Source organism: Maritimimonas sp. 2210JD6-3, assembly GCF_056591795.1.
On record NZ_JBWQOJ010000001.1, the window covers coordinates 230,583 to 246,104 of the forward strand.

Consider the following 15,522-nt stretch of genomic DNA (forward strand, 5'->3'; position numbering starts at 1 on the left):
GGTTCTTACTGTAATATTACTAGTTTTTCAAATTTTTTGGCTTTAGCATTTGATAGTGTAGAAGTAACATTTAACTTATAAATATATACACCCTTTCCTATTTTATTACCAAAATCATCTAAACCGTTCCAAGAGATGTCTCTGGCTAAATTTCCTTCGGTTTGTATGGTTTGATGTATTGTTTTTATCAATTTACCAGAAACTGTGAAAATTTGAACTTGTACATCTAATGGTTCATTCGGTTTATTATGACTGAACCAAAATTGTGTGTAATTAATCATAGGATTTGGATAATTCAATACATTTTCTAATACCAAATCGCTATCATCGACTACAACAAAATTTAACGTAGCTTCTGAAGGATTATTGTATGTATCCCAACATTTAAATGTTAATGTATGCGAACCCACTTCTAAATCGCGAAACGGAAACTTTACTTTTCCTTTTGTAAAGTCATCTAATTCAGTCTGATAGAAGTCGTTTAAAATGTAAGGATTGGCTTGATCACCATCTAAAATGGCAACAATATCATGATCAACTGCTGTAATTGAAGTATTAATACCAGATTCATCAGCTAAAGATGCCACTAAAAAAGGAGATTCGTTCGTATTGCCACCATCTGTAAATGACTCATCATTCATAAATAATTGTATGGTTGGCCCTGTAGTATCCTCAGGAGCGTTTTCGTTAATACCACCAATAACTATATCTCTTGTGAAACCCGACTTGTCGATCTGTTTGTTATCAGCATATAAACTTATTTTTGCTTTTCCGAAAGCGATTCGTAAATCTTTAGGGGCTATAAAATCAAATTTAAAGGTGCCATTGGTTACAGAAGCTTGTCCTCTAAACACTTTGCTTTCTATAGCATCAAAAGTAAGTTTTCTCCCAAAATTATTATTATCTAAAGTAGTTCTATCAACAGATTTGTCAAAAACGGTAGCAGACAGAGAGCCATTAAAATTTGAAAGTAAATTATTATTGGTGTCTGTTATAATACCTTCTAATGTAATTTTTGATAGGGCTTTTATAGTATCTAGAGATTGTGAAATAGCAACACCATTCATTTTTGTAAGTTGAATACTGGGCTTGGGTTGTGCTAATTTCATGGCAGGATCTCCCAAAAAATAGACAAATAAACGCTGACTGGTTCTAGGAGATGTAGGATCGTTTTTCATTTCCATTAACGCTTGGGCAATAGTATAATCTTCACCGTTAAACCCAAAAAGTTTTTTTACTAGTACTTCATTATAACGTTGACCCACAGAAATAAAAATTTCACGGGTGGTGGTAATCATGCTCGCTGCCCCTCCTGTAGAATTTAAAAAAACAAACTCACCTGCTGTTTCTCTTAATGGATTATCAAAACGTGAAAATTCACAGGTAACAGTAATAAGAAGCGGTAATGTATTTGGATTTCGCCAATTACGAATCTGATCTACTTCTAAAATGCGCTCGCCTGCCCAGCCATCTTCACCGCCATGACCGAAGTAGTTCATGACTAACGAACCTGTTTCAATAGCATTATCGATTGCATCTTCGACATCTGGATAACGTTCGCCTCCAGAAGAAGTCTGTTGAACAAATGCATCGGCATATATTTTTGTAATATTAAACTCAGGTTTATTTACAGCTATATCGTCAGCAATTCTTTCAACCGTTTCTTGCAAGACAAATTCCCCAGGCGTATCAGGGTCATCTGCTACCACCGTGATGTTATTTCGCCAATCACCAAATGATGCTGTCTCATAATAAGATAATATTTTATCAACTGTCTGTTGTGCCTCAATAACAGTAGTAATTGGAAATCTGCCAGTAGCAACATCTTGCTTGTCATTTGTTGTTAGTGTACCTTCATCATCGTCCATCATTCCATAATAATCATCGGTTACATATGAACGCGCTAGATCAAAACTTTCAAAAGATTGAAAGGCAGGAACAATATTATTATTGCTATTAATTCTATCTTTAAAATCATAAGAAGCATCTCCGAAAAGGCAAACGAATTTAACTCGTTTATCATCTGAAGACGCATTAGTGTATAAGTGCCGTACAAAGTCCCGTATTGCTGTTATGTCTGAGGATCCAGAAGCAAATTCATTATAAATTTCATTTAGATCTATAATGCGGACGTTAAGATTAGAATTTTGTCTGTGATAATTTGCCAATCTTTCAGCTTGCGAAAATAAATATGGCTGCGTAATAATCACATAATCGATGTCTTGTAAACTATGTAGGTTCTGGTTTGTAATGGGTGATGACGAAATTATCTCAGGTATTAAAAAATTAGTAGCATCAAAAACGATGAACTCTTTTAGTTGACCAGCACTTGATTTAAAGGTAAATGAAACACCTGAATTTTGATGTGTAATCCTTTGAGGATTTATAGGATCGGTAACCTCCCAAACTTTGGTAGTTGCATTTGTATTGCTAATTTGATATTCTATAGTTGATGAAAAAGGTAGGGAGGCAGTTTCAAAACTTCTAAATGAAAATTGTTTATCTGCTGCAATGAGTTGTTTCTTTCCAATAATTTCTACATAATCTAAATATGCTTTTGCTGATGGGTTACCATTATTATTATACGTGATCTCAACACTTATCTGATCTGAAGTTATATTGATATTATCAATGATCTCTCTAGGAATAGCAAGCGTTAGGTTATTAGAAGAGCTAGGAATGCCTGGGAAGTTTATTGTTGCTAACGATTGACCATTTACACGTATATCCATAGAAGAAGGCGTAAAGGATTCAATGATACCACGAACTCTAACATAAATATCTTCAGCTGGATCTAAATTTTCAAAATTGAAATTTACCGTTGTTGAATTTTCAAAACTTAAATTTTGACCAAACCATTGTTGTCCGTTCGAAAATAGATTCACTTCATCTTCTTCAAAAACTTCATAATCGTCAAAAGTGGTAACAATTAAGTCGGCAGTTGTATTAACAGTTGGGGCATTTTGAATTCTCTTTCCTATACCATTATCGGTTGTTATAAAATAATAAGCCTTGTCTTCATAAATATTATTTCGATGTCTAGAATTACTAGGTATATTTCTATCTACAATCCAATCATGCGGTCCTTTCGCATAAAAAAGAATATAGTCACTAGTATCAAAACTATTATCTTCAGCACCTTCTATGAATATGGCGTTTTCTTGCAACCCATCATAACGAAACTCACTATTCAGCATGGGTAGTAATGAGCCACCATTGCCAAAAATTCGAATAGTATTTGGGTTTACATCATTAACATTAATACCCAAATTTTGTAGAAAAGCTCTATCTATTCGGTAAATTCCTGTGGTGTCAACAGCGAATTTATACCAAGTTCCTGTAGCGAGCACAGAATTTTTTACACTAAAACTTTTTTGCGAAAAAAGAGCTACATGAAACAGTAGGAAAAAAACAATGAGAAATGTTTTATATCTATGCATATCAATTTAAAAGGCAAATTTACGACGAGTAATTTTAATTTTTACAAGGTTACATATAATAAAGAAATAAAACAATCGTTATACATGCAACCGAGGCTGTTTATGTTTCGGAGTTAACCAATTAAAATAGGACGACAGAACCCCTAAATTAAATAAGAGAGTAAATATGAGAAGGTTTATAGGAAAACAAGTTTTATTAGCTGTTCTAGTTGCTGGAACTTTGATAAGTTGTGGTAAAAAAGGCAGAACATCTTCTGAATTAACAGGTTGGAATTTTAATGACCCGACGTATGGTGGTTTTACTGCTAATACTAATTATGAAGGTCAGAAAACACCACCAGGTATGGTATTAATTGAAGGAGGTACTTTTACCATGGGTAGAGTACAAGATGATGTGATGTTTGATTGGAATACAACACCAACAAAACAACAGGTACGATCGTTTTATATGGATCAAGCTGAGGTAACGAACCTTGAATATTTATTCTATTTGCAATATTTAGAGCGTGTATTCCCTCCACAAGATGATAATTATAGAAAAATTTATCAAGCAGCTTTACCAGATACTTTGGTATGGAGAGATGCATTAGGTTTTAATGAGTTATTAACCGAAACGTATTTACGTCACCCATCATATGCAGATTATCCTGTAGTAGGAGTTTCTTGGTTGCAAGCTAATGAGTATTGTAAGTGGAGAACTGACCGTGTAAATGAGAAGATTCTTATTGATAAAGGAGTTTTAAATCCTACTTTCGATATGGATTCTATTACAGTAGAAGGTAAAAATCGTTTTGATACGAGTACGTACTTAGCGAATCCAGGCTTATTATTTGATGGTGATTCAGCAGTATATAATAGAGGATTACCTGATTATTCTCAAAGTAGAAAGAAGAAAGGTAAGAAAGCAAAAAAGAAAACGAAAGGTCAATTTACTGGACGTCATGTAAAAACTTCTGATGGTATTTTAACACCACGCTTTAGATTGCCAACTGAAGTAGAGTGGGAATATGCAGCAAAAGCGTTAATAGAGAATAGAGAATATAACACAATTAGAGGTCGTAAAAAATATTCTTGGAATGGTCGTTATACTAGAGATCAATCTAAGAGAAGAGCTGGTGACCAATTAGCAAACTTTAAGCAAGGTAAAGGAGATTATAGTGGTCTTGCAGGATGGAGTAATGATGGTGCTGACATTACAATTAAAGTAAAAGCTTATGATCCTAATGCATTTGGTTTATACGATATGTCTGGTAATGTTGCAGAATGGGTACAAGATGTATATAGACCCATAGTAGATAATGACGCGAATGATTTTAACTATTTTAGAGGTAATGTATTTAAAAAGCCTTTAATTGATGAAGAAGGTAAAGTTGTAGTGGTAGATTATAATAGTATTGAATTTGATACTTTAGATAATGGTAAAATTGTTCCTAAAGATTTACCTGGTAGTGTGAAATATGTGCCTATTACGAAGCGTGATGCCTTTATGAGACCAAACTATGAGAAAGCTGATAATGTAGCAATTGGTGACGGTGACTTAGGTTCTACTAGAGATTATTATAGAGATGAAGATGAATTAGAAACGAAACCAAGAATGTATAATTCACCTAAAAATCCTCGCCAGATTGGTGAAAGTGGGTTGATTATTCAACAGTACGATAAGCAAAAACGTACAACGTTAATTAGTGATCAGTCAAGAGTATTCAAAGGAGGTTCTTGGAGAGATAGAGAATATTGGTTAGACCCATCGCAGCGTAGATATTTACCTGAGTATATGGCGACAAACTTTATAGGTTTCCGCTGTGCTACAGACAAGTTAGGTGCGATGACACAAAAGAGAAGACGTAAGTCTCCAATCATTAGAAAATAGAATACCAATTATATTTAATAGAAAACTCAATACTTTTTGTATTGAGTTTTTTATTTTTATCAAATGAATATCGAAGATCTATATTTATTATATAAACAGTCACATTTAGTTTCAACGGATACTAGAAAGATTACAAAGGGCTGTCTATTTTTTGCATTAAAAGGTGATAATTTTAATGGTAATGCTTTCGCGGAAGAAGCTCTGAAAAAAGGAGCATCGTATGCGATCATTGATGAGCACGAATTTAAAAATGATGATCGATGCATAGTAGTGAAAGATGTACTTACCACACTGCAACAGTTAGCAAACTATCATAGAAAACAATTGGCAATACCCATTGTATCATTGACTGGTAGTAATGGTAAAACCACAACAAAAGAATTAATTAGTGCCGTATTGTCAAAAAAATACCGAACTACCGCTACTGTAGGAAATTTAAACAATCATATAGGGGTTCCTTTAACACTTCTATCAATGACAAATGATACGGAGCTAGGTATCGTTGAAATGGGTGCTAATCATCTGAAAGAAATTGAATTTTTATGTACTATAGTAGAACCTGATTATGGGTACATTACAAACTTTGGCAAAGCGCATCTTGAAGGTTTTGGTGGCATAGAAGGGGTTATTAAAGGTAAATCAGAATTATATGATTATTTGAGAATACATAATAAAACTGCTTTTGTAAATGCCGATGATAGCATTCAGTTAGAGAAAAGTAGCGGTATAAAAAGAGTATCATTTGGTGAAGTCATTGCAGATACTGTTGTAAAATTAATTACTGCAAATCCTTTTCTTACGATGCAATACAAGAATTTGATAATTTCTAGCCAATTGATAGGACGTTATAATTTTTATAATATTGCAGCTGCAATAGCTATAGGAAATTATTTTAAAGTTGACGATCGTTTGATGCAAGAAGCTATTGAGAATTATATACCATCTAATAACCGTTCTCAAGTTATTACTAAAGGAAACAATAAGATCATCTTAGATGCTTATAATGCAAACCCGAGTAGCATGCAAGTTGCAATCGAAAATTTTTCTGGTTTATCTAATAGATATAAGATTGCTATTCTAGGTGATATGTTTGAGCTTGGAGATGTAGCAAAAGATGAACATCAATTTATAGCTGATTTCGCCGCTGATACTACAATTGACGCTATTTATTTACTAGGAGAAAATTTTTATAAAATTCAACCCAAGAATTCAAAAGTCTATCTGTATAAAACGTTTGATGATTTTAAAACTTTTTTTCAACAACAAAAAATTAAGGATGCAAGTATTTTAATAAAGGCATCAAGAGGAATGGCTTTGGAGAGAATTTTAGATTTATAAAGCCTACTTTACTTCTAAAAGAAAGTTCTTAAAAGCTGCCCAATATCCTTGATAATCGTCTGTGGTTTCCCAGATGGCTCTTGAGCCATGGATACCTTTTTATAGTTCAATATTTTAGTTAACAATAAATTAATAATTCTAAAGCTAAAAAAAACAGAGTATAAAAAAAGGGGTTTTCCTGTTTTTCAGGAAAACCCTCTTGATAAATTGAAATTTATTTTGCAAACGTTTTTATTCTACCAGTACCCATTCACCACGTTCAATTAATGAAATTGCTTGTTTATACTTTACATCTTTGCTTTCACCACTTAAAACATTTTTTATAGTCACGCGTTCATTTCTACCTATTTTACGTTCTGTACGTACAATAGTCTCGGTAACCTGTTGTTCTTGTGTACGGTTGGCAGAAGTGCCTTCAGTAGGACTTCTAAAATCGGCTTTGCTCACCTGTACTTTTTCACGTTGCTGTTCACGAGCTTGAGACACTTGATTTGCATTTTGATTTGGTAATTCTCCTTTAAACAAAAATGATAATACTTCTTTATTTACCTTATCAATCATTTTTTTAAACAATTCAAAAGCTTCAAATTTATAGATTAATAATGGATCTTTTTGCTCATACGAAGCATTTTGAACCGATTGTTTTAATTCGTCCATCTGACGCAAATGATCTTTCCAAGTTTCATCAATGATGGCTAATGAGATATTCTTCTCAAAATCGGTTACCAACTGTTTTCCTTTTGATTCATAGGCATCTTTAAGGTTTGTAACAACATTTAACGTTTTCACACCATCCGTAAACGGAACTGCAATACGTTCATATTGGTTACCTTGCTTTTCATATACATCTTTAATTACTGGAAAAACTGCTTCTGCATTTCGGGAAATCTTATTTTGATAATGTTTATAAACAACATCAAATAATTCATCAATAAGTTCTTGTTCAGGTTTACTTTCAAATTCTTCTTTTGAGAATGGCGATGAAGTAGAAGAAAAACGGATTAATTCAAATTCAAAATTTGAATAATCATTATTAGCTTTATTCTCTAAGACAATACTCTCGCAAGTATCATACACCATATTTACAATATCAACTTGTAAACGTTCACCATACAACGCATGGCGACGACGTTTATAGATCACTTCACGTTGCGCATTCATAATGTCATCATACTCTAACAAACGCTTACGAATACCAAAGTTATTTTCTTCTACTTTTTTCTGTGCGCGCTCTATTGACTTAGAGATCATAGAATGTTGAATTACTTCACCTTCTTTAAGACCCATTCTATCCATCATTTTGGCAACTCGCTCAGAACCGAATAAGCGCATCAAGTTATCTTCAAGAGAAACATAGAATTGAGAAGATCCTACATCACCTTGACGACCCGCACGACCACGTAACTGACGGTCAACGCGACGAGAATCGTGACGTTCGGTACCTATAATTGCAAGTCCGCCAGCATTTAAAACATCTTCTTTTAACTTAATATCTGTACCACGACCTGCCATGTTTGTAGCGATAGTTACTACACCAGGTTGTCCTGCTTCAGCTACAATATCAGCTTCTCTTTTATGAAGCTTCGCGTTTAATACATTATGTTTAATTTTTCTAATTGTTAGCATACGAGATAACAATTCTGATATTTCAACCGAAGTGGTACCTACTAATACAGGGCGACCTGCATCGACTAAATCAACGATTTCTTCTATAACAGCATTGTACTTTTCTCGAGTGGTTTTATAGATTTTATCTTGACGATCATCTCTAGCTAATGGTTTGTTTGTTGGAATCTCAATTACATCTAATTTATAGATTTCCCAGAACTCTCCAGCTTCAGTTACAGCAGTACCTGTCATACCCGAAAGCTTACGATACATTCTAAAATAGTTTTGTAAAGTAACGGTAGCAAAGGTCTGTGTAGCTGCTTCAATTTTTACATTTTCTTTAGCTTCAATAGCTTGGTGTAATCCATCTGAATAACGACGGCCATCCATAATACGACCTGTTTGCTCATCGACGATTTTAATTTTTCCATCCATCAATACATACTCTACATCTTTTTCAAAAAGCGTGTATGCTTTTAATAGTTGATTCATCGTATGAATACGTTCGCTCTTTATACTAAAATCACGATATAATTCTTCTTTTGCTTTTGCTTTTTCATCGGCATCTTCATTTTCGTTTTCAATCTTAGCAATTTCAATACCTATATCGGGTAATACGAAGAAATTGTCTTCTTTAGTGTCATTTCCGCTTAAATACTCTATTCCTTTATCAGTGAGTTCGATAGAATTGTTTTTTTCATCAATCACAAAATATAATGCCTCATCTATTTTGGGCATTTCACGATTGTTATCTTGCATATAGAAGTTCTCTGTCTTTTGCAATAACTGTCGAACTCCTTCTTGACTTAGAAATTTAATTAATGCTTTGTTTTTGGGTAAACCTCTAAATACTCTTAATAGTTGAAATCCGCCTTCTTTGGTGTCGCCAGCAGCAATTAGTTTTTTAGCTTCGGCTAAAACTCCTACTAAATAGGTACGTTGTTTTTTAACGATATCATCTACTTTAGGCTTCAATTCATTAAATTCATGTCGGTCGCCCTGAGGCGTAGCTCCAGAAATTATGAGTGGAGTTCTCGCATCATCTATTAAAACCGAATCAACCTCATCAATAATTGCATAATTATGAGGGCGTTGTACCAAATCTGTTGGCGAATGTGCCATGTTATCACGCAAGTAATCAAAACCGAACTCATTGTTGGTGCCGTACGTGATATCGGCATTATATGCTTTTCTTCTTGCATCAGAATTTGGTTGGTGGTAGTCGATACAATCAATACTCAACCCATGAAATTCAAAAATTGGTCCCATCCAAGCAGAGTCTCGTTTTGCTAGGTAGTCATTTACCGTTACTACATGAACTCCTTTTCCTGTTAAAGCATTTAAGTAAATAGGTAAAGTGGCTACCAAAGTTTTTCCTTCACCAGTCATCATCTCAGCGATTTTACCTTGGTGGAGTACTGAGCCACCGATAAGTTGCACATCATAATGAATCATATCCCAAGTGATAGGCTTACCAGCGGCATCCCAAGAATTATTCCATACGGCTTTGTCTCCCTCAAGATTTACATGGTCTTTTGTAGCTAATTCTCTATCAAATGGAGTGGCAGTAACAGTAAGAGTTTCATTATTAGCAAAGCGTTTTGCGGTTTCTTTAATAACAGCAAATGCTTCGGGTAATATAGTATTTAAAACATTTTCTGAAGAAGTATAAATTTCATCATTAAGTGCATCTATTTCTTTATAGATTTCTTCTTTACGATCGATATTAGCATCTTCTAATTCATTTCTAAGATCAACAATTTTGTCTTCAGCTTCTTTCGTAGCTTCTTTGATCTTTTGTTTAAAAACGACAGTTTTATTTCGTAATTCATCAATAGATAATGTACTCATTTCATCATCGAATGCTCTCACATTATCTATAATTGGCTGTAATGATTTTAAGTCTTTTTTGCTTTTATCACCCACAAAAACCTTTAATACAGAATTTAAAAGACTCATAATTTTTTATGTGTTTTTGATAGTTATACTATGATTTTTTAAAATCACTTTTAAGGAAAAACAAATATAGTTATTGCTTTTCCAGATTTTAAATTTTATTCGTTAAATCTAATTTTAAGATAAAAAAAAAGCCTCGCTACAGAGACTTTTAGTTTTTTAATATTCATCTTCGTTCCAAAGAAAATCTTCATCGGTTGGATAATCAGGCCATATTTCTTGAATTGATTCATAGGTCTCTCCTTCATCTTCAATTGATTGTAAGTTTTCCACTACTTCAAGAGGTGCGCCAGTTCTGATAGCATAATCTATCAATTCGTCTTTGATGGCTGGCCATGGTGCATCACTTAAATAAGATGCTAATTCTAGTGTCCAATACATAGCTTATAATGTATAATTTTTAATTTTTGCAAAAGTAATTTTTTTAAGCAAAAATGCAAGTTATTTATAAATTATTTTTTTCATTAAAAAAAGAACGTATTTTTTTAATTATCAGGCTCTTCAATTTTCTTTGGAATCCAAGAAATTTCAGTAGCCTGATTATCGATTGTCAATTTTCGTGCCAGTACAAATAAAAAATCTGAAAGGCGGTTTAAATATGATAAAATTAATTCGTTAACAGGTTCTTGTTCATTTAGATAGACTACTAATCTTTCTACGCGACGACATACACAACGTGCTATGTGACAGAATGACACGGTTTGGTGCCCGCCAGGTAATATAAAATGTGTCATGGGTTGTAAGGAGTGTTCTATAAAATCGATTTCTTTTTCAAGAAAATTAATTTCGTTCTTAGATATTGTATATATATTCAATCTTTTTTTCCCGCTTTTTAGCATTTCTTTTTCTGGAGGAGTGGCAAGCATCGCTCCAATGGTGAAAATTTCGTTCTGTATTTTTAGTAGTGTTTCTGAAGTTCTTGAATCAATATTTTGATCTTTTAGTAAACCTATATAAGAATTCAGTTCATCTGCGGTACCATACGCTTCAATTCGAGCATGGTATTTTGGAACGCGAGTTCCGCCATAAAGTGCAGTAGTGCCTTTATCACCTGTTTTTGTATATATTTTCATTAGATATTCCTTTTGTTATTTAAGGGTCTTTTAAAATAGTCTGATCTAGATTTCTTCAATTTTTTACGATTTCTCTTATTGTTTAAGATTACGAGAATAAATAGAATAATAATACCAAATAATCCGATGCCAATTTTCATAATCTGATTGTAAAATGTTCTTTAGCTTGTTCTTTTCGAAAGAAAACGATTCCCCATTTAAATGTATCAATAGATACGGTAACTTTTTCGTGTTTTTTAATATGATTCCAAGCTTCATTCATGCCTTTACTCCAGTAAATATCGTCAAAGATAAAAATAGAATCATTATGAATATGATCTAAACACTGTTCGAAATAATTAATAGTAGGTCCCTTTTGATGATTTCCATCAAAATATATTAAATCGAATGTTTGGTTGTTCAACACTTTAGAAAGCGTTTTTCCAAATTCACCAATGATCAAATTAATATTGTTTAATTGATAATTGTCAAATTGTTCTTGAGCAATTTTAGCTGTTTCAGCACATCCTTCTAAAGTCGTAATTGTTGCTTTTTGGTTAGCTAATGACATACTGGCTGTAGCAATTCCTAGTGAAGTACCAATTTCTAATATATTCTGTATATTAAAATACTTGACGACTCTATATAAGAGCTTAGCTCTATTTTTAGAAATACCAGCATTACGAGCAATTTCTAAAATTAGGCGTTCATTGTAATTTAGTTTTTTAGATCCAGCACCAAAATCTACAATCTTTATTTTGCTTTTATTATTTAAGAGACTTTCTCTGTAACTAGCCATTGTGCCGTATTGGTTGATTTGTTCTTTATTATAAAAACAAAGAGAGATCAAATCAAAAACAAAAGGAGAATGTACTCCATGCTCATTTGATGAATTTATTAAAAACTTTAAGAGTGATTTTATTTGAAAAAGCATGGTTTATTTAATCAGTTCGAAAATAACCAGAATTATTATTCTAATAAAGATTTTACAATTATATTTGCCGTTAGTTTAAAATTGTATGAAACATAATTTTTTAATACTCCTATTAGTAGTGTTTTTTGTGTCTTCTTGTATTCCAAAGAAAAACTTAGTTTATTTTCAAGGAGAGCCTTCTAAGGGTGCTACACAAATAATTAATGAGCCTTATAAATTACAGGTAAATGATATTTTGAACATTCAGATAAAAGCAAACGATGAAAAATTAACCCAGATGTTTAATAGACAATCGGAGAGTAATACTGTTGCAGGGAATCAATTTTCGGATGAGAGTATATATTTCACTTCGTATTCTGTTGACAGATTCGGAAATATTAGAATTCCATACTTAGGGAACATAAATGTATTGGGTTATACAGAGAAAGAAATTATAAAAAAAATTGAGAACGAATTGTTAAAATATCTAAAGGATTCGGCGGGAGTTTTTGTTAATGTAAAGTTAGCTGGTATTCGTTTTACTGTATTAGGAGAAGTTTTACAAACAGGGACACTTATATTATATCAAAATCAAGTGAGTATTGTAGATGCAATAGCTAATGCAGGAGATATAAAAGTTACTGGAAATAGAAAAAGAGTAAATGTCATTCGTAAAAACAACAATAGAACAAAGAAATTTATATTAGATTTAACAGATGCGAATATATTTGAGTCTGAATCTTATTACATACAACCTAATGATGTTATTTATGTTGAACCTTTAAAACAAAAATCTTGGGGTACTGGGACTACTGGTCTTCAGACTTTAACTACTATTATTTCGATTGTATCATTAGTGACGTCTGCAGTATTAATTTCGAGAAATTTATAATATCAAATGGATAATCAATTAGATAAATTTGATCTAAATAGTATTAAAACTTTTGATGTAAAAGATTACATATTAAAAATAGTTTCCCATTGGAAATTGTTTTTAGGGATGATTTTATTGGGCTTACTAATTGCTTTTTTTATTAATAAAAGAAAGCAGCGTATTTATAGTCTAAGTAGTTTAATCACAGTAAAAGAAGAACAAAATCCCTTATTTACTTCAAATACTAATATAGCATTTAACTGGGGTGGGCCAAGCGATAAAGTTGAAACAATAATAAATATTTTAAAATCAAGAACTCACAATGAAAAAGTAGTTGAAAAATTAAAATATTATATTGATTATTTACAAAAAGGTAATTATAGATTAGAAGATGTTTATGGTTCCGTTCCTTTTGAAGTTGTACTAGATTCTAATAGCTATAATATATTAGGCGTTCCTATTAAATTAAATTTCCAAAATAACGGTATTGTAACTATTTCAGCTGAATTTAATCAGGAAGAATTAACATTATTTAATTATACTCAAAACAAGGTTAAAAATTTTAATCCCAAAGAAAGTAAGACGAGTGTGAAATTGAAAATAGGTGAATCAGTAAGTTTACCCTTTTGCAATTTTGAAATAAGGGTAAAAAGAATTAAAGATTTATTAGGTAAAGAATATTATATAAGATTTAAAAGTTTTAATAGTACTGTAAGAGGTTATCAAGGTATTAATGCTAGAACTAAAACGAAGGGGACGTCTTTGATTCAATTAGAATTAAAAGGAGCTAACAAAAAGAAAATAGAAGATTATTTAAACACAACTGTAGAAGTATTAGATTATGATCAACGGGAACAAAAAATACGATATGCTAGGAAAACCAAAGATTATATAGATAGAGTTTTTGATTCTGCCGAAGTAAACCTTAATACTATAGAAAAACAATTAGGTGATTATAGACGTAATAATAATGTTTATGATTTGAGTACTGAGGGACAGACGTTACTTATCGAAGTTTCTGAGCTTGATAAAATAAAACAAACTACTGAAGATAGGCTTTTATATTTTAACAATCTAGAAAATTATATAAGTTCTAATGCTGATATTGATGATGCTGTACCAGCACCAGTGAATTTAGGCTTAGAAGATGCAAATATTGCTAAAAACATTACTGAATTAATTGAATTTTCAAAGGAGAAAAAAAATTTAGAAAAAACAGTTACTTCAGATTTTCCTGGGTTACAGATATTAACAGATAAAATTTCGACTACGCGCAAAGTTGTTCTTGAAAATTTAAAGAACCTAAAAAAAGAAACCAATAATTCATTAAAAAATATTAATAATAGAATTGGTAGGTATAATTTTCGTCTGAGTAAACTACCAAAGAAAGAACAAGGTTTACTTACTCTACAGAGGTCACAAGGAATTACTGCAGCCAATTATGAATATTTGAAACAAAAACAATATGAAGCAGGAACTGCTATTGCTGCAAATGTATCAGATATAAAAATACTTGACAAAGCAAAAGATATTGGTCAATCTCCAATAAGTCCAAGAACTAGGTTCAATTATTTAATTGCTGTAATGATTAGTTTTGGTATTCCTTTTTTTTATATTTTGGTAAAAGAGGCTCTAAATAATAAAATATTAACTGTTGATGAGTTAGAAAGATTATTTGATATACCAGTTTTAGGGGTTATAGGAAGTGGTAGAATAGAAAATTATTTAGCGGTTTTTAATAAACCTAAATCTTCACTGGCTGAGTCTTTTAGAGCATTAAGATCAAATGTACAGTTCTTATTTAAAAAAGTAAATACTGAAAGTAAAACTCTTGTAGTTACTTCTTCTGTTAGTGGCGAAGGAAAAACATTGACTTCGATCAATATGGCTACTGTATTTGCTATGAGCGATAAAAAAACAATTTTACTTGGTTTAGATTTGAGAAAACCAAAATTACATCAAGATTTTGATATTAATAATGATGTCGGAATTGTGAATTTTTTAATTGGTGAAAGAAGTGCCACAGATATAATTCAAAAAACTAAAGTTCCAAATTTAGAAATAATAACTTCTGGACCAATACCTCCAAATCCATCAGAACTTCTGCTTAGTGATAATACAATTGATCTAATGAATTACTTAAAGGAAACATATGATTATATTGTTATTGATACTCCGCCTGTTGGTTTAGTGGCAGACGCAATAGAACTTTTTAAATACTCTGACGCTATTTTATACATTATAAGACAAAATTACACACAACGCGGTATGCCTAAAATGATTGATGATAAATATAAAAATGGTGAGATTAAAAATATAAGCTTTATTTTAAATGACTTTTCAATAAAAGATAGTTACGGATATGGATACGGATACGGGTACGGGTATGGTGGATATGGTAAATACGGTAACGGATATCATCAAAATGAAATTGAAAAGCCTTGGTATAAAAGAATCTTTTAAAAATTAAC

Annotated in this window: 9 protein-coding genes; 4 read left to right on the top strand and 5 right to left on the bottom strand. The window is 31.9% G+C overall.

What is annotated here, in order from left to right:
• Window positions 1–5: 5 nt before the first annotated feature.
• On the bottom strand, window positions 6–3,350 hold the full coding sequence (gene porU / locus AC1EUY_RS01065; RefSeq protein WP_480193642.1) for a type IX secretion system sortase PorU: 3,345 nt from the start codon (window positions 3,348–3,350) through the stop codon (window positions 6–8).
• A gap of 256 nt (window positions 3,351–3,606) precedes the next feature.
• Here porU and gldJ point away from each other — a divergent pair, with 256 nt between their 5' ends.
• On the top strand, window positions 3,607–5,310 hold the full coding sequence (gene gldJ / locus AC1EUY_RS01070; protein WP_480193643.1) for a gliding motility lipoprotein GldJ: 1,704 nt from the start codon (window positions 3,607–3,609) through the stop codon (window positions 5,308–5,310).
• 63 nt (window positions 5,311–5,373) lie between these two features.
• A complete protein-coding gene (locus AC1EUY_RS01075) occupies window positions 5,374–6,648 on the top strand; it encodes a UDP-N-acetylmuramoyl-tripeptide--D-alanyl-D-alanine ligase (RefSeq protein ID WP_480193644.1) in 1,275 nt (424 codons plus the stop codon).
• 231 nt (window positions 6,649–6,879) lie between these two features.
• Here the strand turns inward: AC1EUY_RS01075 and secA are convergent, their stop codons facing one another.
• From secA to AC1EUY_RS01095, 4 genes are all read right to left on the bottom strand, one after another.
• The gene (secA, locus tag AC1EUY_RS01080) at window positions 6,880–10,215 is read right to left on the bottom strand and encodes a preprotein translocase subunit SecA (RefSeq protein ID WP_480193645.1); all 3,336 of its coding nucleotides are present in this window, start codon (window positions 10,213–10,215) and stop codon (window positions 6,880–6,882) included.
• Window positions 10,216–10,371: 156 nt separating this feature from the next.
• The gene (locus tag AC1EUY_RS01085; RefSeq protein ID WP_480193646.1) at window positions 10,372–10,593 is read right to left on the bottom strand and encodes a DUF2795 domain-containing protein; all 222 of its coding nucleotides are present in this window, start codon (window positions 10,591–10,593) and stop codon (window positions 10,372–10,374) included.
• Between the two features lie 104 nt (window positions 10,594–10,697).
• Window positions 10,698–11,285 carry a cob(I)yrinic acid a,c-diamide adenosyltransferase gene (locus AC1EUY_RS01090; protein ID WP_480193647.1) on the bottom strand — a complete coding sequence of 196 codons (588 nt, stop codon included), beginning with the start codon at window positions 11,283–11,285 and terminating at the stop codon, window positions 10,698–10,700.
• 136 nt (window positions 11,286–11,421) lie between these two features.
• Window positions 11,422–12,198 carry an O-methyltransferase gene (locus AC1EUY_RS01095; protein WP_480193648.1) on the bottom strand — a complete coding sequence of 259 codons (777 nt, stop codon included), beginning with the start codon at window positions 12,196–12,198 and terminating at the stop codon, window positions 11,422–11,424.
• 85 nt (window positions 12,199–12,283) lie between these two features.
• Between AC1EUY_RS01095 and AC1EUY_RS01100 the strand changes: the two genes are divergently transcribed.
• Both AC1EUY_RS01100 and AC1EUY_RS01105 read left to right on the top strand, forming a co-directional pair.
• A complete protein-coding gene (locus tag AC1EUY_RS01100; protein WP_480193649.1) occupies window positions 12,284–13,069 on the top strand; it encodes a polysaccharide biosynthesis/export family protein in 786 nt (261 codons plus the stop codon).
• 6 nt (window positions 13,070–13,075) lie between these two features.
• Window positions 13,076–15,514, top strand: a complete 2,439-nt coding sequence (locus AC1EUY_RS01105; RefSeq protein WP_480193650.1) for an exopolysaccharide transport family protein — start codon at window positions 13,076–13,078, stop codon at window positions 15,512–15,514.
• The last annotated feature ends 8 nt before the right edge of the window (window positions 15,515–15,522 follow it).